The organism is Streptomyces olivaceoviridis (assembly GCF_014650115.1).
Classification (GTDB): Bacteria; Actinomycetota; Actinomycetes; order Streptomycetales; family Streptomycetaceae; genus Streptomyces; species Streptomyces olivaceoviridis.
The window spans coordinates 566,683-585,126 of sequence record NZ_BMUI01000001.1 but is presented as its reverse complement, the minus strand read 5'-3'; the positions used below and the strand labels follow the sequence as shown (position 1 = coordinate 585,126).

Genomic DNA, 18,444 nt, shown 5'->3' with positions numbered 1-18,444 from the left:
CGGTACCAGTGGGCCGCTGTCAGACCTCACCGGTACCGTCGGATCATGGCTCAACAGGCGGGGACCCAGACCGGCGAACGGCGTCTTGCCGTGGTCGAAGGCGTGCTGGAGCGGATCACGTACGCCAACGAGGAGAACGGGTACACGGTGGCCCGGGTCGACACCGGCAGAGGCGCCGCGGATCTCCTCACGGTGGTCGGCGCGCTCCTCGGCGCCCAGGTCGGTGAATCCCTCCGGATGGAGGGCCGCTGGGGATCGCACCCGCAGTACGGCAGACAGTTCCACGTGGAGAACTACACGACCGTGCTGCCGGCCACCGTCCAGGGCATCCGGCGCTATCTGGGGTCCGGGCTGGTCAAGGGCATCGGGCCGGTCTTCGCCGACCGCATCACCCAGCACTTCGGCGTCGACACCCTGAGGATCATCGAGGAGGAGCCCAAGCGCCTCGTCGAGGTCCCCGGCCTCGGCCCCAAACGCACCAAGAAGATCGCCGACGCCTGGGACGAGCAGAAGGCCATCAAGGAGGTCATGCTCTTCCTCCAGACCGTCGAGGTGTCCACCTCCATCGCCGTGCGGATCTACAAGAAGTACGGCGACGCGTCGATCTCCGTCGTGAAGGAACGCCCCTACCAGCTCGCCGCCGACGTCTGGGGCATCGGCTTCCTCACCGCCGACAAGATCGCCCAGTCGGTCGGGATCCCGCACGACAGTCCCGAGCGCGTGAAGGCCGGCTTGCAGTACGCGCTGTCGCAGTCCGCCGACCAGGGGCACTGCTTCCTGCCGGAGGAGCGGCTGATCGCCGATGCCGTGAAGCTGCTCCAGGTGGACACCGGGCTGGTCATCGAGTGCCTGGGCGAGCTGGGCCGGGTACCGGAGGACGGAGGCGATCCGGGGGTCGTCCGGGAGAAGGTGCCCGGACCCGAGGGCGGCGGCGACGAGCCCGTCAGCGCCGTGTACCTCGTCCCCTTCCACCGCGCCGAACTCTCCCTCTCCGCCCAACTGCTGCGGCTCCTGCGCACGGACCAGGACCGGATGCCGGGGTTCCGGGACGTGGACTGGGGCAAGGCGCTCGGGTGGCTGGGATCCCGTACCGGCGCCGACCTCGCGCCCGAGCAGGAGGCGGCGGTGAAGCTCGCGCTGACCGAGAAGGTCGCGGTCCTCACCGGCGGGCCCGGCTGCGGCAAGTCGTTCACCGTGCGCTCGATCGTGGAGCTGGCCCGGGCCCGGCGTGCCAAGGTGCTGCTCGCCGCCCCGACCGGACGGGCCGCCAAGCGGCTGGCCGAGCTGACCGGAGCCGAGGCATCCACCGTGCACCGGCTGCTGGAGCTGAAGCCCGGCGGGGACGCCGCCTACGACCGGGACCGGCCGCTCGATGCCGACCTGGTGGTCGTGGACGAGGCGTCCATGCTGGACCTGCTGCTCGCCAACAAGCTCGTGAAGGCCGTACCGCCGGGGGCCCATCTGCTCTTCGTGGGGGACGTGGACCAGTTGCCCAGCGTGGGCGCGGGGGAGGTCCTCCGCGATCTGCTCGCCGACGGCAGTCCCGTCCCGGCCGTCCGGCTCACCCGGGTCTTCCGGCAGGCCCAGCAGTCCGGTGTCGTCACCAACGCGCACCGCATCAACGCGGGGCAGCATCCGCTCACCGACGGGCTGAAGGACTTCTTCCTCTTCGTGGAGGACGACACGGAGGCCGCCGGCCGGCTCACCGTGGATGTGGCCGCGCGGCGGATTCCGGCCAAGTTCGGGCTGGACCCGCGCCGGGACGTGCAGGTGCTCGCGCCGATGCACCGGGGGCCGGCCGGTGCGGGCACGCTCAACGGGCTGCTCCAGCAGGCCATCACGCCCGGGCGACCCGATCTGCCGGAGAAGCGGTTCGGTGGCCGGGTCTTCCGCGTCGGCGACAAGGTCACCCAGATTCGCAACAATTACGAGAAAGGGAAGAACGGTGTCTTCAACGGCACCGTGGGTGTCGTCACCTCGCTCGATCCGGTGGAACAGCGCCTGACCGTGCTGACGGACGAGGACGAGGAGGTTCCGTACGAATTCGACGAACTGGACGAACTGGCCCACGCGTACGCGGTGACCATCCACCGCTCACAGGGCAGTGAATATCCCGCCGTGGTGATTCCCGTCACCACGGGAGCATGGATGATGCTCCAGCGGAACCTGCTCTACACGGCGGTCACCCGGGCCCGTCAGCTGGTCGTTCTCGTCGGTTCGCGCAGGGCGATCGGGCAGGCGGTGCGCACGGTGTCGGCCGGGCGGCGGTGCACGGCCCTGGACTACAGACTGGGGGCCTGAGCTCCCGGCAAAGGGCCCCGAAGTCACGGGCGGTGGCCCCGAAGTCACGGTGGCGGCACGGAATCCGAGCCTGCGGCGAAAATGATCGATCAAACGAGTCGTGAAGGTCACAGAGCACTTCCGGTTGCCCCTTCGAGGGGGCAGGATGAGCAGGTTGACGGCACTGAGTGCCGCCAATAGGCCCAATGGTCGACCCCGAGTGCACTCTCCTGAGCCAAATGGGGGATGGTAGAGACAGTCAGGGCACCTCGAAGATGAGGCACTACGTCGGTGAGGGAAGACGTGAGCGACAACTCTGTAGTACTGCGGTACGGCGACGGCGAGTACACCTACCCGGTGGTCGACAGCACCGTCGGTGACAAGGGCTTCGACATCGGGAAGCTCCGCGCCCAGACCGGTCTGGTGACTCTGGACAGCGGCTACGGCAACACCGCCGCCTACAAATCCGCGATCACCTACCTCGACGGCGAGGCGGGCATCCTCCGCTACCGCGGCTACCCCATCGAGCAGCTGGCCGAGCGCTCCACCTTCCTTGAGGTGGCGTACCTGCTGATCAACGGCGAGCTGCCCACCGTCGACCAGCTGACGGCGTTCCAGAACGACATCACGCGGCACACGCTGCTGCACGAGGACGTCAAGAACTTCTACAAGGGCTTCCCGCGCGACGCCCACCCGATGGCCATGCTGTCCTCGGTCGTGTCGGCGCTGTCCACCTTCTACCAGGACAGCCACAACCCGTTCGACGAGAAGCAGCGCGACCTCTCCACGATCCGGCTGCTCGCCAAGCTCCCGACGATCGCGGCGTACGCCTACAAGAAGTCGATCGGCCACCCGTTCGTCTACCCGCGCAACGACCTCGGTTACGTCGAGAACTTCCTGCGCATGACCTTCTCCGTGCCGGCGCAGGAGTTCGAGCTCGACCCGGTCGTCGTCGCCGCGCTGGACAAGCTGCTGATCCTGCACGCCGACCACGAGCAGAACTGTTCGACCTCCACGGTCCGCCTGGTCGGTTCCTCGCAGGCCAACATGTTCGCGTCGATCTCGGCCGGCATCAGCGCCCTGTGGGGCCCGCTGCACGGCGGTGCCAACCAGTCCGTGCTGGAGATGCTGGAGGGCATCCGCGACTCGGGCTCCGACGTCGACACCTTCATCCGCAAGGTGAAGAACAAGGAGGACGGTGTCCGCCTGATGGGCTTCGGCCACCGGGTCTACAAGAACTTCGACCCCCGCGCCAAGATCATCAAGGCCGCCGCGCACGACGTGCTCTCCGCGCTGGGCAAGGAGGACGAGCTCCTCGACATCGCCCTCAAGCTGGAGGAGCACGCGCTGTCCGACGACTACTTCGTCGAGCGCAAGCTGTACCCGAACGTGGACTTCTACACCGGTCTGATCTACCGCGCCATGGGCTTCCCGACCGAGATGTTCACGGTCCTGTTCGCCCTCGGCCGCCTGCCGGGCTGGATCGCCCAGTGGACCGAGATGATCAAGGAGCCGGGCTCCCGCATCGGCCGCCCGCGCCAGATCTACACGGGCGTGGTCGAGCGCGACTTCGTGCCGGTCGAGGAGCGCTGAGTTCTTCTCGGCGGGTGCCTGGCGTGCGGTGAGCCTCCAGGCACCCGACGGTCGCGCCGTAGCCGCATGGGCCGGAGGGCTGTAGCGGCACACGGGAGCGTCAAAGCGGTACAGGCGGAAAAAGCGGAAGGCGCCCTGAGACGCCGGTCCCCCCACGGGCCGACGACCAGGGCGCCTTCCCATGTCCCGGTGCGGATTCCCCCCACGGGATCCGGCCGGGCGCTCGGAGAGGACAGCGCCTGAATCGCTGTCTGTGAGCAGAACGAGCAAAACTCGGCCTGCTCCAGTGATGCGGTGCGATCTGCCGGGACAACGCACGCCGGAAGGGCCGCTCAAAGCTTCCCGGTGTGCGTGCCCCGGCAACGCATCTCTGAGGAAGTCCCCCAAGACATCCCCAGATGCCAGTCAGCGCCCCCCAAGACGCTGGGCTGACATCGCCAACTTAGACCCTCGAACCCCTTCGATGGTTACGTTCGCATCACTGTGATCTGTGTCTCTTGCATATGACCTTTAAGTGCGCAAGAGCCCCGATACGGCGATCGGGGCTCAAGCGTAAGGATGATGCGAGAGCCTTGTGTAGAGCTTATGTGAGGCTCGCGCCGGACTCCAGGGGGACCGGGACATCCGCCCCGGCAATCGCCCCCGCCCTACCGGAAGGTCCGCAGCCGCAGGCTGTTGGTCACCACGAACACCGAGGAGAAGGCCATCGCCGCCCCCGCGATCATCGGGTTGAGCAGCCCCGCGGCGGCCAGCGGCAGCGCGGCGACGTTGTAGCCGAAGGCCCACACCAGGTTTCCCTTGATGGTGGCCAGCGTCCGCCGGGACAGCCGGATCGCGTCCGCGGCCACCCGCAGGTCCCCGCGCACCAGCGTCAGGTCGCCGGCCTCGATCGCCGCGTCCGTGCCGGTGCCCATGGCCAGGCCCAGGTCCGCCGTGGCGAGCGCGGCGGCGTCGTTCACGCCGTCGCCGACCATGGCCACGGCCCGCCCCTCGCGCTGGAGCCGGCGTACGACGTCCACCTTGTCCTCGGGCAGCACCTCGGCGAAGACGTGCGCGGAGTCGATGCCGACCGTGCGCGCGACCGCCTCGGCGACGGTCCGGTTGTCCCCGGTGAGCAGCACCGGCGTCAGCCCCAGCGCCCGCAGCTCGCGGATCGCCTCGGCGCTGGTCGGCTTGACCGCGTCGGCGACGGCGAGGACCCCGCGGGCCCGCCCGTCCCAGCCCGCCACGACGGCCGTACGACCCTCCTGCTCGGCCTCGCGGGCCGCGCGGGCCAACTCCTGCGGGAGGTCGTCGTAGAGGCGCCCCACGGCCACCTCGCGGCCGTCCACGCGCCCGCGCACGCCCCGACCGGGTACGTTCTCGAAGTGTTCGACCCGCGGGAGCGCTCCGGCGCGTTCCTCGGCGCCGGCGGCGACGGCACGGGCCACGGGGTGCTCGGAGGCGTGCTCCAGGGCGCCAGCGAGCCGCAGCAGCTTCTTCTCGTCCTCGCCCTCGGCGACGTACACGGCCTGGAGGCTCATCCGGCCGGTGGTGACCGTGCCGGTCTTGTCCAGGACGACCGTGTCCACGCGGCGGGTGGACTCCAGCACCTCGGGGCCCTTGATCAGGATGCCGAGCTGGGCGCCGCGCCCGGTGCCGACCATCAGCGCGGTCGGGGTGGCCAGGCCCAGCGCGCAGGGGCAGGCGATGATCAGGACGGCCACGGCGGCGGTGAACGCGGCCACCGTGTCGCCGGTGACGCCCAGCCAGACGCCGAACGTGCCGAGCGCGATGAGGATGACCACGGGGACGAAGACGGCGGAGATCCGGTCGGCGAGCCGCTGCACCTCGGCCTTGCCGTTCTGCGCGTCCTCGACCAGCTTCGCCATCCGGGCGAGCTGGGTGTCCGCGCCGACCCGGGTGGCCTCCACGACCAGCCGGCCGCCCGCGTTGACCGTGGCGCCGGTGACCCGGTCGCCGGGGCCGACGTCCACCGGCACCGACTCGCCGGTCAGCATGGAGGCGTCCACCGCGGAGACGCCCTCCACGACCGTGCCGTCGGTGGCGATCTTCTCGCCGGGCCGGACGACGAACCGGTCGCCGACGGCCAGGGACGACACCGGTATCCGTACCTCGCGGCCCTCCCGCAGCACCGCCACGTCCTTGGCGCCCAGCTCCATCAGGGCCTTCAGGGCGGCGCCCGCGCGGCGCTTGGAGCGGGCCTCCAGATAGCGGCCGAGCAGGATCAGCGCGACGACTCCGGCGGCCACCTCCAGGTAGATCGTGGAGGCGCCGTCCATGCGGGAGACGGTGAGGCGGAACTCGTCGTGCATGCCGGGCATGCCGGCGTCGCCGAAGAACAGGGCCCACAGCGACCAGCCGAACGCGGCCAGCGTGCCGACCGAGACGAGGGTGTCCATGGTGGCGGCGCCGTGCCGGAGGTTGGTCCAGGCGGCCCGGTGGAAGGGGGCGCCGCCCCAGACGACGACCGGCGCGGCGAGGGTGAGCGAGAGCCACTGCCAGTTGTCGAACTGGAGCGCCGGGATCATCGAGAGCAGGACCACGGGGGCGGCGAGCAGCACGGAGACGAACAGGCGGTGGCGCAGGGCGCCCAGTTCGGCGTCCGGTGCGGGGGTTGCCGGTTCCGTTCCGGGCGCGGGCCGGGGCGGCGGTGGCTCCTCGGCGGTGTAGCCGGTCTTCTCCACGGTGGCGATCAGGTCGGCGACCCGGACGCCGTCGGCGAAGGTGACCTTGGCCTTCTCGGTGGCGAAGTTGACGGTGGCGCTGACGCCGTCCATCCGGTTGAGCTTCTTCTCCACCCGGGCGGCGCAGGAGGCGCAGGTCATCCCGCCGATGAGCAGCTCGGTCTCGGAGGTGGTGCCCGTGGCCGCGGCTGTCTTCGCGGTTTGTGCGGTGGTGCTGGTCATGTCCGGACTCCAGACATCGGACCGGGCCGTACGGATCCAGTATCAGCTGGTCGGTACGGCCCGGGTCGGGGAAACGGAGGGTTTTCCTCAGGCCTGGCCGGCCAGCTCGAAACCGGCCTCGTCCACGGCGGCGCGCACGGCCTCCTCGTCCAGCGGGGCCTCGGAGACGACGGTCACCTCGCCGGTCGACGCGACGGCCTTCACCGAGCTGACACCCGGGATCTGGGAGATCTCGCCGGAGACGGAGCCCTCGCAGTGGCCACAGCTCATGCCGGTCACCTGGTAGACGGTGGTGACGGGGCCCGTGGTGTCGGTCTGAGCGGTCATGTCGTTACTCCTCGTCGAGGCATGTGGGGCCAGTGGGGTCCACGGAGGCCGTGGAGGCCGCGGAGGAACCCCATCTCCTCTCAGACTATACCCCTAGGGGGTATGACTTCAGCGGGGTCCCGCGCCCGGATTTCCGGTGTCGCGTGTCATGTGCGGCCGAGCCGGTCACCCACCAGGGGTTCCAGGTAGCGGATCAGGACGTCCTTGGTCTCCCGGATGTACGCGGCGCGCTCGGCGCCCTGGTGGGCCAGGACCAGCTCCAGGCCGGCCTTGTAGATGCCGAGGCAGACACGGGCCGTGCGGGTGACGTCGGCCGGGTCGGCGCCGGGCACGAGCGAGCCGAGCAGGGCCTCGATCCGGCCGATCACCGTCGTGTGCAGCTGGTCGTGCGCCTCGGCCATCCGGCCCGGGACGTCGGGTCCGTGCATCAGCGCGAAGAAGGCCGGATGGTCGGTGTTGAAGGCCATGAACCGGTCGACGGCCGAGCCGATCGCCTCCTCCAGCGGCGTGGCGGGGTCGACGGGAGCCAGTGCCTCGCCGTACGCCTCCCGCATCTCGTGCATCAGCCGGTCGCCCAGCTCGATCGCGATCGCTTCCTTGTTCGGGAAGAACTGGTAGAGCGTGCCGGGCGAGACGCCCGCCGCACGGGCGATGGCGTTGGTGCTGGCGGCGGTGTAGCCGGTGGTGCAGAAGACCTGGGCGGCGGCTTCGAGCAGCTGGGTGACACGGCGTTCACCGCGGGCCTGGCGGCGGCGCGGCGCCTGCTCCTTCTCCGGGGCGCCGGCCTTCGAGGCGCGGGCCTCCGGGGTGCCGGCCTTCGAGGTGCGGGCCTCCGAGGTGCCGTCCCTCTGTGCGGCCTCCGAGGTGCCGTCCTTCTGCGTGGTGTCGGGCACGCGTTATCCCCAGCTCTCCGAATGCGATTGACAAACGCGAGCGGTCGCTCGCATTCTGATGAAACGCGAGCGATCTCTCGTGTCTGCCAGTCTAGGCAATGGCTGGACCATGCCGCCGTGCTCGCACACGTCAGCGCTGGTCACGGTGAAGGGGACACCGCACGATGACCGATGTCAACAAGGCGCCGCGGTCCGGGGCCCAACCGTCCCGGGCCGGTGGCTGGACCCGATTCGTCACCGCCCGGCCACGCCTGTCGCTCCTGGTCGCCCTGGTGCTCACCGCGCTCGCCGTGCTGGCCGGCAGCGGGGTCGCGGACCGCCTCGGCAGCGGCGGCTGGGAGGACCCGGCCGCCGAGTCGACGTACGCGACCAAGGCGCTGGAGCGCGAGTTCCCCGCCTCCGAGCCGAACCTGCTGCTCCTGGTCGACGCGGGCCGCGCCTCGGTGGACGACCCGGCGGTGGCCGCCGAGGCCCGCACCCTGGCCGCGCGGCTCGCGGGGGAGCCGGGCGTCACCGGCGTCGGCTCCTACTGGCAGGCCGCGCCCGCGCAGGCCCCGGCCCTGCGCGCCGAGGACGGTCACGAGGCGCTGATCGCCGCCCGCGTCACCGGCGACGAGAGCGCGATGGGCCGCACCCTGGACCGCATCGCCCCGCACTACCGGGGCACGCACGGCCCGGTCGAGGTGAGGATCGGCGGCATCGTCGCGGTGCGGCACGAGATGCAGACGGTCATCAAGGAGGACCTCACCCGCGCCGAACTGATCGCCCTGCCGATCACGCTGGTGCTGCTGGTCATGGTCTTCGGCAGCGCGGTGGCGGCCCTGCTCCCGCTGGGCATCGGCATCGTCGCCATCCTCGGGACGAACGCGGTGCTGCGCGGCCTGACCACCTTCACCGACGTCTCCGTCTTCGCGCTGAACCTCACCACGGCGCTCGGGCTCGGCCTCGCCATCGACTACGCCCTGTTCATCGTCCGCCGCTACCGCGAGGAACTGTCTGCCGGCGCCGACCCGTCGACCGCCGTGGGCACGACCCTGCGCACGGCCGGCCGCACCGTGCTCTTCTCCGCCCTGACCGTCGCGGTCTCCCTGGCCGCCATGATGGTCTTCCCGCAGTACTTCCTGCGGTCCTTCGCCTACGCCGGCATCGCCGTGGTCCTCCTCGCGGCGGCGGCGGCCCTGATCCTGCTCCCGGCCGCGCTGGTCCTGCTCGGCCACCGGGTCAACTCCCTGGACCTGCGCCGCCTCTTCCGCCGGGGCCGCGCGTCGAAGCCGGCCGGGGGAGGCGCCGCCTGGGCGCGTACGGCGGGCCTGGTGATGCGCCGCGCCCCCCTCTTCGTCCTCGGCACCACCGCCCTGCTCGTGCTGCTCGGACTGCCCTTCCTGGGGGTCGAGTTCGGTACGGCCGACGACCGGCAGCTGCCCTCGACCGCCGAGTCCCACGTGGTGCAGCAGCACCTGCGCGAGGGCTTCCCCGGCAGCCCCGGCGGCGGCCTGGAAGTCCTCGCCGAGGGCCGGGCCACCGACGCCCAGTACGCCGCCTACAAGCAGCGGATGGCCGCCCTGCCCGAGGTGGTCCGCGTCGACGGCCCCCTGGTCAAGGGCGACACCGCCTACTTCACGGTCCAGCCCGGGGGAGAGGCCGTGGGCGACCCGGCCCAGCGGCTGGTCGGCGACCTGCGCGCGCTGGACGCCCCCTTCTCCACCAAGGTGACCGGCACCGCCGCCGTCCTGGTGGACACCAAGCACGCGACAGCGGAGCGCCTGCCCTGGGCGGCCGTGTTCATCGCCGTCGTCACGCTCCTGCTGGTCTTCCTCCTCACCGGCAGCGTGCTGATACCCCTCCAGGCCGTGGTGCTCAACGCGCTCAGCCTGACGGCGATGTTCGGCGCGGTCGTCTGGGTCTTCCAGGACGGCCACCTCTCAGGCCCGCTCGGCTTCACCAGCCCCGGCTCCATCGAGACCACCCTGCCCGTGCTGATGTTCTGCGTGGCCTTCGGCCTCTCCATGGACTACGGCGTCTTCCTGCTCTCGCGCGTCAAGGAGGAGTACGACCGCACGGGCGACCACGAGGGAGCGGTCCGCCTCGGCCTCCAGCGCACGGGCGGCCTGATCACGGCGGCGGCGGTCATCCTGGCCGTGGTCATGGTGGCGATCGGCACCTCCCGGGTGACCGACACCAAGATGCTCGGCCTCGGCATCGCGCTCGCGGTCCTGATGGACGCGATGGTGGTCCGCGGCCTCCTGGTCCCGGCCGTCATGCGGCTCACGGGCAGGGCGACCTGGTGGGCGCCGGCGTGGCTGCGGCGCTTCCACGACCGGTTCGGCATGAGCGAGGGCGAGCGGGAAGCGCCCGGCAGCGGCGCGGGGAGCGGCCTCGCCGGCCACGACGAACCGGAACTGGTGACCCATTCCGGCGGCCCCCGGAGCGTCTAGCCTTCGCGCAGGTTCCCGAAAGGAGCATGCATGCGAGCCGTGATGTTCGAGGAGTACGGAAAGCCGGCCGAGGTGCGGGACGTACCCGACCCGGAGCCCGCGGACCACGGTGTGGTCGTCCGTGTCGAGGTCACCGGCCTCTGCCGCAGCGACTGGCACGGCTGGATGGGGCACGACCCGGACATCACGCTGCCGCACGTGCCGGGGCATGAACTCGCCGGTGTGGTCGAGGCGGTGGGCGCGCGGGTGACCGGCTGGCGGCCCGGCGACCGGGTCACCGTGCCGTTCGTCTGCGCCTGCGGCGGCTGCCCGTCCTGTGCGGCGGGCGACCAGCAGGTGTGCGAGCGGCAGACCCAGCCCGGGTTCCACCACTGGGGCTCCTTCGCCGAGTACGTCGCGCTCGACCACGCCGACGTCAATCTCGTCGCGCTGCCGGACGACATGACGTACGCCACCGCCGCCGCGCTCGGCTGCCGCTTCGCCACCGCGTTCCGGGCCGTGGTGCAGCAGGGCCGGGTGGCGGCCGGGGAGTGGGTCGCGGTGCACGGCTGCGGCGGGGTCGGCCTGTCGGCGGTGATGATCGCGGCGGCCTCGGGGGCCCGGGTGGTCGCGGTCGACGTGTCACCCCGAGCGCTGGAGCTGGCGCGGACGTTCGGAGCCGCCGAGTGCCTGGACGCGACCGGGGTGTCCGACCCGGCCGCCGTCGTCCGGGAGCTGACCGGCGGCGGTGCGCACCTCTCCCTCGACGCCCTCGGCTCGCCGGCCACCTGCGCGGCCTCCGTGAACGGTCTGCGCCGCCGCGGCCGGCACGTCCAGGTCGGCCTGCTGCCCTCGCCCGACGGCACCACCCCGGTCCCGCTGGCCCGCGCGACGGCCCTGGAGCTGGAACTCCTCGGCAGCCACGGCATGGCCGCCCACACCTACCCCGGCATGCTGCACCTGGTCCGCGCCGGCGTTCTGCGTCCGGATCTCCTGGTGACCCGGACGATCACGCTCGACGCGGCTCCGGCGGCCCTCGCGGCGATGGACACGGCGCCGGGCGCGGGCGTCACGGTCATCGAGCCCTGGAGCTGAGAGCCCACCGCCCGTTCACCGCTCCCGCCCGGCTTCCCCGCCGCCCGGCACCGTGCCCGCGAGAGCGCGTCAGTCCTCTCTGCGGCCGCGGTTGCCGGGACGGGAGGCGACCCAGGCGCGGACGGTGTCGGCGTACCAGTAGGGCTTGCCGCCCTCGACGTGGTCGGGCGGGGGCAGCAGCCCGTGCTTGCGGTAGGACCGTACGGTGTCCGGCTGCACCCGGATGTGCGCCGCGATCTCCTTGTAGGACCAGAGCCTTCGGTCGGCCATGCGTTGCACCTCCCCGCGCGCACCGCGGCGGCGACCGGGAAGGGCCACCGGGGGGACCGGGCGCTGCGCTGATCACAAACCTGCGCCTGGTGAACGACGCTGAGTGACCAGCGGAGCCTCCCTGTCGACCGGATGTGACCGAGAACCCGCGTACACGTGACATGTGTGACAGGAGGGAGGTCTTTGTGACACAGCAGCCACATAGGGCGCTTCGTAACGGAGTCCGGGGCGGGGACTAGTCCGAATGTCTGGACAAAACATTGACATGGCTCGGCATGCGGGACTAGAAAGCCGGGGAGAGCCATGACGAAGGGAAGCCGATGGCCTACGACCTGATCACCATGGGGCGGATCGGAGTGGACCTCTACCCGCTCCAGACCGGTGTCCCGCTCGCCCGGGTGTCGTCCTTCGGCAAGTTCCTCGGCGGGTCGGCGACGAACGTGGCGGTGGCCGCGGCCCGCCTCGGCCGGCACACCGCCGTGATCACCCGTACCGGCGACGACCCGTTCGGCACCTACCTCCACGAGGCGCTGCGCGGCTTCGGCGTCGACGACCGCTGGGTCACCCCCGTCCCCGGCCTGCCGACCCCCGTCACCTTCTGCGAGGTCTTCCCGCCGGACGACTTCCCGCTCTACTTCTACCGGCAGCCCAAGGCCCCCGACCTGGAGATCGACGCCCACGAGCTGGACCTGGACGCCCTTCGCGAGGCCCGGATCTTCTGGGTCACGGGCACCGGCCTGAGCGAGGAGCCGAGCCGTACGGCGACCCTCGCTGCCCTCGCCCACCGGGCCAAGGCGGGCATCACCGTCTTCGATCTCGACTGGCGCCCCATGTTCTGGTCGGACCCCGGCACCGCCCGCCCCCTCTACGCCGAGGCCCTGCGCCACGCCACCGTCGCCGTCGGCAACCTGGACGAGGTGGAGGTCGCGACCGGAGTGCGCGAGCCGCATGCCGCCGCCCGCGCCCTGCTGGACGCCGGGGTCGAGCTGGCCGTCGTCAAGCAAGGACCCAAGGGGGTCCTCGCCGTCAACCAGAAGGGTGAGTCGGCCGAGGTCCCGCCCCTGCCCGTCACCGTCCTGAACGGACTCGGCGCCGGGGACGCCTTCGGCGGCTCCCTCTGCCACGGCCTGCTGGCCGGCTGGGACCTGGAGACGATCATGCGGCACGCCAACGCGGCCGGTGCCATCGTCGCCTCCCGCCTGGAGTGCTCCTCCGCGATGCCGACCCCGGACGAGGTGGCCGCCGCGCTCGACGCCGGAGCGGTGCTGTGAGGGCCGGCCGCGTCACCGGCACGCACCCCGACGACGGCTCGGGCACCGGCTCCACCGCGCCCGCTCCCCGCGAGGGCTCCGCGCCCGCACGCTCCGACGCCCTCGCGTCCGCTCCCCGTGAAGGCACCGCGGATGCTCCCGGCCAGGGCTCCGCGACCCCTCCCCGTGAGGGCTCCGCGACCCCTCCCCGTGAGGGCTCCGCGCCCTCCCGTCCCCACGTCTCCGCGGCCTCCCCCCGCCAAGGCGCCGCAGGCACCCGTGTCGACGTGGGCGAACTCGTCCGGATCCGTACCCGGCACCCCGAGGCGATCGGGGAGGCCGCTGCCCGTCGGGCTCGCAGGCCGCTGCTGAACGACAGCGGGCGGCTGATGATCGTCGCCGCGGACCACCCGGCCCGTGGCGCGCTCGGCGTCGGCGACCGCAAGCTCGCCATGGCCAACCGGGCCGACCTGCTCGAACGCCTCTGCCTCGCGCTGTCCCGGCCCGGCGTCGACGGCGTCCTCGCCACCGCCGACATCCTGGACGACCTGCTCCTCCTCGGCGCCCTGGACCACAAGGTCGTCATGGGTTCCATGAACCGCGGCGGCCTGCAAGGGGCCAGCTTCGAGCTGGACGACCGGTTCACCGGCCACCGCCCGCAGGACATCGAGCGCCTCGGCTTCGACGCGGGCAAGCTGCTGCTGCGCGTCGACTACAGCGACCCCGGCTCCCTGACCACCCTGGAGTCCACCGCCCGCGTCATCGACGCCATGGCCGAGCGCCGGCTGCCGGTGTTCGTGGAGCCGTTCATCAGCCGCCGTACCCCCGGGGGGAAGGTGACGAACGACCTGTCCGCCGAAGCGGTCACCCGGTCCATCGCCATCGCCTCCGGCCTCGGCGGCTCCTCCGCCTACACCTGGTTGAAGGTGCCGGTCACCGAGAACCCCGACGACATGGCCCGGGTGATGGAGACCTCCACCCTGCCCGCCGTGCTGCTCGGCGGGGACATCGGCGACTCGCCCGAGGACCAGGTCGCCGCGTACGAGAAGTGGCGCGGCGCGCTCCAACTCCCCACCGTGCGCGGCCTGGTGGTCGGCCGCTCGTTGCTGTACCCGGCGGACGGCGATGTGGCCGCCGCCGTGGACACCGCCGTAGGACTGCTGTGAGGGCCGCATGACCAGCACCGACCTGCATCTGCCCCGGGGCGCCACCGCGAATTCCCGGTACGCCGTCGACATCGATCCGAAGGTGGCCGGCTGGACGCACAGCAGCCTGCGTGTCGTCGAGCTGGCGCCCGGTGGCAGTCATACGTTCACCACTGGGGACAGTGAGTGGATCGTGCTTCCGCTGGAAGGCGGATGTACCGTGCATATGGAGCACGACGAGTTCCAACTCCTGGGCCGGGAAAGCGTGTTCGCGGATGTCTCCGACTTCGCGTACGTGCCCCGGGACGCCCAGGTCCTGATCGCCTCCGGCGCGGGAGGCCGCTTCGCCCTGGCAGGAGCGAAGTGCGAGCGACGACTCCCCGCCCGCTACGGCCCCGCGCCGGAGGTCCCCGTCGAGGAGCGCGGCAGCGGCTCCTGCGCCCGCCGGGTGCGCAACTTCGCCTCCGCCGACTCCTTCGCGTGCGACAAGCTGATCGCCGTGGAGGTGATCACGCCGGGCGGCCACTGGTCCTCGTACCCGCCGCACAAGCACGACGAGCACCGGCCGGGCGAGGAGTCCGAGCTGGAGGAGATCTACTACTTCGAGATCGACGGCCCGAACGGGCTCGGCTACCAGCGGGTGTTCCCCTCGCGGGAGGGCGGCGCCGACGTTCTCGCCGAGGTCCGCTCCGGCGACGCCGTCCTCGTCCCCGACGGCTGGCACGGCCCGTCCATCGCCCAGCCCGGACATGACATGTACTACCTGAACGTCATGGCGGGACCGGGCGAGACCCGGGAATGGCGGATCTGTTTCCACCCCGACCACGTAGAAAGCACAGGGGGCTACCGATGACGATCCGGCTGACCGTCGCCCAGGCGCTCGTCCGCTTCCTCGCCGCCCAGTACACCGAGCGGGACGGCCGAAGGCAGCGGCTGATCGGCGCCACCTGGGGCATCTTCGGACACGGCAACGTCGCCGGCCTCGGCCAGGCCCTGGTCGAGTACGCGGACGTGATGCCGTATCACCAGGGCCGCAACGAACAGTCCATGGTGCACGCGGCGGTCGGCTACGCCCGTCAGTCGAACCGCCTGTCCACGCACGCGGTCACGACGTCGATCGGCCCCGGCGCCACGAACCTCGTCACCGGCGCCGCCCTCGCGACCATCAACCACCTCCCGGTGCTGCTCCTGCCCGGCGACGTCTTCGCCGCCCGCCCCGCCGACCCGGTCCTCCAGCAGCTGGAGCTGCCGTACGCGGGCGATGTGTCGGTCAACGACACCCTGCGCCCGGTGTCGAAGTACTTCGACCGGGTCACCCGCCCGGAGGCCCTGATCCCGAGCGCCCTCCAGGCCATGCGGGTCCTCACCGACCCCGTGGAGACCGGCGCGGTCACGCTCGCCCTGCCGCAGGACGTGCAGGCGGAGGCCTTCGACTGGCCGGAGGAGTTCTTCTCGACGCGCGTGTGGACCGTACGGCGGCCGGGCGCGGACCCGACCGAGCTGGCGGAGGCGGTCCGGGCGATCCGCTCCGCCGCACGGCCCCTCGTCATCGCCGGCGGCGGGGTCCACCACAGCCGCGCGGAGGAGGCCCTCGCCGAGTTCGCGGCGGCGACCCGCATCCCGGTCGCCTCCACCCAGGCCGGCAAGGGCTCACTGCGGTACGACCATCCGCAGGACGTCGGCGGTGTCGGCCACACCGGCACCGCGACCGCCGACGAGCTGGCCCGCACCGCGGACCTCGTCATCGGCGTCGGCACCCGGTACACCGACTTCACCACCGCCTCCGGCACCCTCTTCGAGAACCCGGCCGTCCGCTTCCTGAACCTCAACATCGCGCCCTTCGACGGCCACAAGCTGGCCGGGCTGCCGCTGATCGCCGACGCCCGCAGCGGTCTGGGCGAGCTGACCGAGGCACTGGTCATGCACGGCCACGGCGTCGCCGACTCCTACGTCAGCGAGTACACCGAGGACAAGGAACGCTGGGAGCAGCGCGTCGACGCCTGCTTCGAGGTCGAGGAGCTCGACGCACGGCCGACCCAGCCGCAGGTCATCGGCGCCCTGGACGCGCTGGTGGACGAGTCGGACGTCATCATCAACGCGGCCGGCTCGCTCCCGGGCGACCTGCACAAGCTGTGGCGGGCGCGGTCGTGCGACCAGTACCACCTGGAGTACGGCTACTCCTGCATGGGCTACGAGATCCCGGCCGCCCTCGGGGTGAAGCTCGCCGCGCCCGAGCGGAACGTGTGGGCGCTGGTCGGCGACGGCACCTATCTGATGATGCCGACGGAGATCGTGACCGCCGTGCAGGAGGGCATCGCGATCAAGGTCCTGCTGGTGCAGAACCACGGGTACGCCTCGATCGGCGGGCTCTCGGACTCGGTGGGCGGCGAGCGGTTCGGCACGGCCTACCGCTACACCGCCGAGGACGGCACCTTCACCGGCGCCCCGCTCCCCGTCGACCTCGCCGCCAACGCGGCCAGCCTCGGCATGCGGGTGCTGCGCGCGAAGACCGTACGGGACCTGCGCGCGGCGCTCGCGGAGGCGCGCGCGGCCGACGCACCCACATGTGTCTACGTGGAGACGGAAACGTCCGACACTGTGTCGGGGGCGCCTCCGGCGCAGGCCTGGTGGGATGTTCCTGTGGCCGAGACCGCGACCCGCCCCGCCGCGGTCAAGGCACGTGAGCTGTACGAACGGCACGTCTCGACCCGACGCCGCCATCTGTGAGAAGGAGTCTCCGGACATGACGAAGATCGTCAACCACTGGATCGGCGGGAAGACCGTCGAAGGCGCGTCGGGTGCGTACGGGCCGGTCACCGACCCGGCGACCGGCGCGGTCACCACGAAGGTCGCGTTCGCGTCGGTCGAGGAGGTGGACGCGGCCGTCGCGGCGGCCAAGGACGCCTACCTGACCTGGGGCCAGTCCTCCCTGGCCCAGCGCACGTCCGTCCTCTTCAAGTTCCGGGCGCTGCTCGACGCGCACCGGGACGAGATCGCCGAGCTGATCACCGCCGAGCACGGCAAGGTGCACTCGGACGCGCTGGGCGAGGTGGCGCGTGGCCTGGAGATCGTCGACCTGGCCTGTGGCATCAACGTCCAGCTGAAGGGCGAGCTGTCCACGCAGGTCGCGAGCCGGGTGGACGTGGCCTCGATCCGCCAGCCGCTCGGTGTCGTCGCCGGCATCACGCCGTTCAACTTCCCGGCGATGGTCCCGATGTGGATGTTCCCGATCGCCATCGCGTGCGGCAACACCTTCGTGCTGAAGCCGAGCGAGAAGGACCCGTCGGCGTCGATCCGCCTCGCCGAGCTGCTGGCCGAGGCCGGTCTGCCCGACGGTGTCTTCAACGTCGTGCACGGCGACAAGGTGGCCGTGGACCGTCTGCTGGAGCACCCGGACGTCAAGGCCGTCTCCTTCGTCGGCTCGACCCCGATCGCCCGCTACATCCACACCACCGCCTCCGCCAACGGCAAGCGTGTGCAGGCGCTGGGCGGCGCCAAGAACCACATGCTGGTCCTGCCCGACGCCGACCTGGACGCGGCGGCCGACGCGGCCGTGAGCGCGGCCTACGGCTCCGCGGGCGAGCGCTGCATGGCCATCTCGGCGGTCGTGGCGGTGGGCGCCGTCGGCGACACGCTGGTGGAGAAGATCCGCGAGCGTGCCGAGAAGATCAAGATCGGTCCGGGCAACGACCCGACGTCCGAGATGGGCCCGCTGATCACGAAGGCGCACCGCGACAAGGTGGCCTCGTACGTGGAGGGCGCCGCCGCCGAGGGCGCCGAGGTGGTGCTGGACGGCACCGGGTACACCGTCGAGGGCTTCGAGGACGGCCACTGGATCGGCATCTCGCTGCTGGACAAGGTGCCGACCAGCGCGAAGGCGTACCAGGACGAGATCTTCGGCCCGGTGCTGTGCGTACTGCGCGCCGAGACCTACGAGGAGGGCGTGGCGCTCATCAACGCCTCGCCGTTCGGCAACGGCACCGCGATCTTCACCCGGGACGGCGGCGCCGCCCGCCGCTTCCAGCTGGAGATCGAGGCCGGCATGGTCGGCGTCAACGTGCCGATCCCGGTGCCGGTGGGCTACCACTCCTTCGGCGGCTGGAAGGACTCGCTCTTCGGCGACCACCACGTCTACGGCAACGACGGCACGCACTTCTACACCCGCGGCAAGGTCGTCACCACCCGCTGGCCCGACCCGGCCGACGCCCCGGCGGGCGTGGACCTGGGCTTCCCCCGCAACCACTGAGCCGGACGGCACGGTGCCCCGC

Annotated in this window: 13 protein-coding genes; 9 read left to right on the top strand and 4 right to left on the bottom strand. The window is 71.5% G+C overall.

Annotation, left to right across the window (positions count from 1 at the left end; genetic code table 11):
- The first annotated feature begins 45 nt into the window (after positions 1–45).
- Together recD2 and IE273_RS02630 are read left to right on the top strand one after the other, a co-directional pair.
- Positions 46–2,301 (top strand): SF1B family DNA helicase RecD2, encoded by a 2,256-nt coding sequence (recD2, locus tag IE273_RS02635; RefSeq protein ID WP_189813468.1) that lies wholly within the window; start codon positions 46–48, stop codon positions 2,299–2,301.
- 282 nt (positions 2,302–2,583) lie between these two features.
- Positions 2,584–3,873, top strand: coding sequence for a citrate synthase (locus IE273_RS02630; RefSeq protein ID WP_189813467.1), 1,290 nt, complete (start codon positions 2,584–2,586; stop codon positions 3,871–3,873).
- A 647-nt stretch (positions 3,874–4,520) separates the two neighbouring features.
- Here the strand turns inward: IE273_RS02630 and IE273_RS02625 are convergent.
- From IE273_RS02625 to IE273_RS02615, 3 genes are all read right to left on the bottom strand, one after another.
- The gene (locus tag IE273_RS02625) at positions 4,521–6,782 is read right to left on the bottom strand and encodes a heavy metal translocating P-type ATPase (protein ID WP_189813466.1); all 2,262 of its coding nucleotides are present in this window, start codon (positions 6,780–6,782) and stop codon (positions 4,521–4,523) included.
- An 87-nt stretch (positions 6,783–6,869) separates the two neighbouring features.
- Positions 6,870–7,109, bottom strand: coding sequence for a heavy-metal-associated domain-containing protein (locus IE273_RS02620; RefSeq protein WP_189813465.1), 240 nt, complete (start codon positions 7,107–7,109; stop codon positions 6,870–6,872).
- A 146-nt stretch (positions 7,110–7,255) separates the two neighbouring features.
- Positions 7,256–8,002 carry a TetR/AcrR family transcriptional regulator gene (locus IE273_RS02615; RefSeq protein ID WP_189813464.1) on the bottom strand — a complete coding sequence of 249 codons (747 nt, stop codon included), beginning with the start codon at positions 8,000–8,002 and terminating at the stop codon, positions 7,256–7,258.
- A 164-nt stretch (positions 8,003–8,166) separates the two neighbouring features.
- Between IE273_RS02615 and IE273_RS02610 the strand changes: the two genes are divergently transcribed.
- Positions 8,167–10,437 (top strand): MMPL family transporter, encoded by a 2,271-nt coding sequence (locus tag IE273_RS02610; protein WP_189813463.1) that lies wholly within the window; start codon positions 8,167–8,169, stop codon positions 10,435–10,437.
- Between the two features lie 30 nt (positions 10,438–10,467).
- Complete coding sequence (locus IE273_RS02605) at positions 10,468–11,511, top strand: zinc-dependent alcohol dehydrogenase family protein (RefSeq protein WP_189813462.1); 1,044 nt, start codon at positions 10,468–10,470, stop codon at positions 11,509–11,511.
- A 69-nt stretch (positions 11,512–11,580) separates the two neighbouring features.
- Here the strand turns inward: IE273_RS02605 and IE273_RS02600 are convergent, their stop codons facing one another.
- On the bottom strand, positions 11,581–11,781 hold the full coding sequence (locus IE273_RS02600) for a helix-turn-helix transcriptional regulator (RefSeq protein WP_103810279.1): 201 nt from the start codon (positions 11,779–11,781) through the stop codon (positions 11,581–11,583).
- Between the two features lie 320 nt (positions 11,782–12,101).
- Between IE273_RS02600 and iolC the strand changes: the two genes are divergently transcribed.
- The 5 genes from iolC to mmsA all read left to right on the top strand — a co-directional run bounded on the left by iolC (position 12,102) and on the right by mmsA (position 18,422).
- Positions 12,102–13,052 carry a 5-dehydro-2-deoxygluconokinase gene (gene iolC / locus IE273_RS02595; protein WP_189813461.1) on the top strand — a complete coding sequence of 317 codons (951 nt, stop codon included), beginning with the start codon at positions 12,102–12,104 and terminating at the stop codon, positions 13,050–13,052.
- Positions 13,053–13,318: 266 nt separating this feature from the next.
- Positions 13,319–14,197 (top strand): Cgl0159 family (beta/alpha)8-fold protein, encoded by an 879-nt coding sequence (locus IE273_RS02590; protein WP_189813712.1) that lies wholly within the window; start codon positions 13,319–13,321, stop codon positions 14,195–14,197.
- Between the two features lie 7 nt (positions 14,198–14,204).
- Positions 14,205–15,029 carry a 5-deoxy-glucuronate isomerase gene (iolB, locus tag IE273_RS02585; protein ID WP_189813460.1) on the top strand — a complete coding sequence of 275 codons (825 nt, stop codon included), beginning with the start codon at positions 14,205–14,207 and terminating at the stop codon, positions 15,027–15,029.
- The gene (iolD, locus tag IE273_RS02580) at positions 15,026–16,903 is read left to right on the top strand and encodes a 3D-(3,5/4)-trihydroxycyclohexane-1,2-dione acylhydrolase (decyclizing) (RefSeq protein WP_189813459.1); all 1,878 of its coding nucleotides are present in this window, start codon (positions 15,026–15,028) and stop codon (positions 16,901–16,903) included. The genes iolB and iolD overlap by 4 nt, the downstream gene beginning before the upstream one ends.
- Before the next feature lie 16 nt (positions 16,904–16,919).
- Entirely contained in the window at positions 16,920–18,422 is a 1,503-nt protein-coding gene (gene mmsA / locus IE273_RS02575) for a CoA-acylating methylmalonate-semialdehyde dehydrogenase (protein WP_189813458.1), read from the top strand.
- Positions 18,423–18,444: the final 22 nt, after the last annotated feature.

What these genes read in the sequence shown, in the direction of transcription:
- recD2 (WP_189813468.1), top strand. Translation starts at nt 46, where the DNA reads ATGGCTCAACAGGCGGGGACCCAGACCGGCGAACGGCGTCTTGCCGTG.
- IE273_RS02625 (WP_189813466.1), bottom strand. Translation starts at nt 6,782, where the DNA reads ATGACCAGCACCACCGCACAAACCGCGAAGACAGCCGCGGCCACGGGC.
- IE273_RS02620 (WP_189813465.1), bottom strand. Translation starts at nt 7,109, where the DNA reads ATGACCGCTCAGACCGACACCACGGGCCCCGTCACCACCGTCTACCAG.
- IE273_RS02610 (WP_189813463.1), top strand. Translation starts at nt 8,167, where the DNA reads ATGACCGATGTCAACAAGGCGCCGCGGTCCGGGGCCCAACCGTCCCGG.
- IE273_RS02605 (WP_189813462.1), top strand. Translation starts at nt 10,468, where the DNA reads ATGCGAGCCGTGATGTTCGAGGAGTACGGAAAGCCGGCCGAGGTGCGG.
- IE273_RS02600 (WP_103810279.1), bottom strand. Translation starts at nt 11,781, where the DNA reads ATGGCCGACCGAAGGCTCTGGTCCTACAAGGAGATCGCGGCGCACATC.
- iolC (WP_189813461.1), top strand. Translation starts at nt 12,102, where the DNA reads ATGGCCTACGACCTGATCACCATGGGGCGGATCGGAGTGGACCTCTAC.
- iolB (WP_189813460.1), top strand. Translation starts at nt 14,205, where the DNA reads ATGACCAGCACCGACCTGCATCTGCCCCGGGGCGCCACCGCGAATTCC.
- iolD (WP_189813459.1), top strand. Translation starts at nt 15,026, where the DNA reads ATGACGATCCGGCTGACCGTCGCCCAGGCGCTCGTCCGCTTCCTCGCC.
- mmsA (WP_189813458.1), top strand. Translation starts at nt 16,920, where the DNA reads ATGACGAAGATCGTCAACCACTGGATCGGCGGGAAGACCGTCGAAGGC.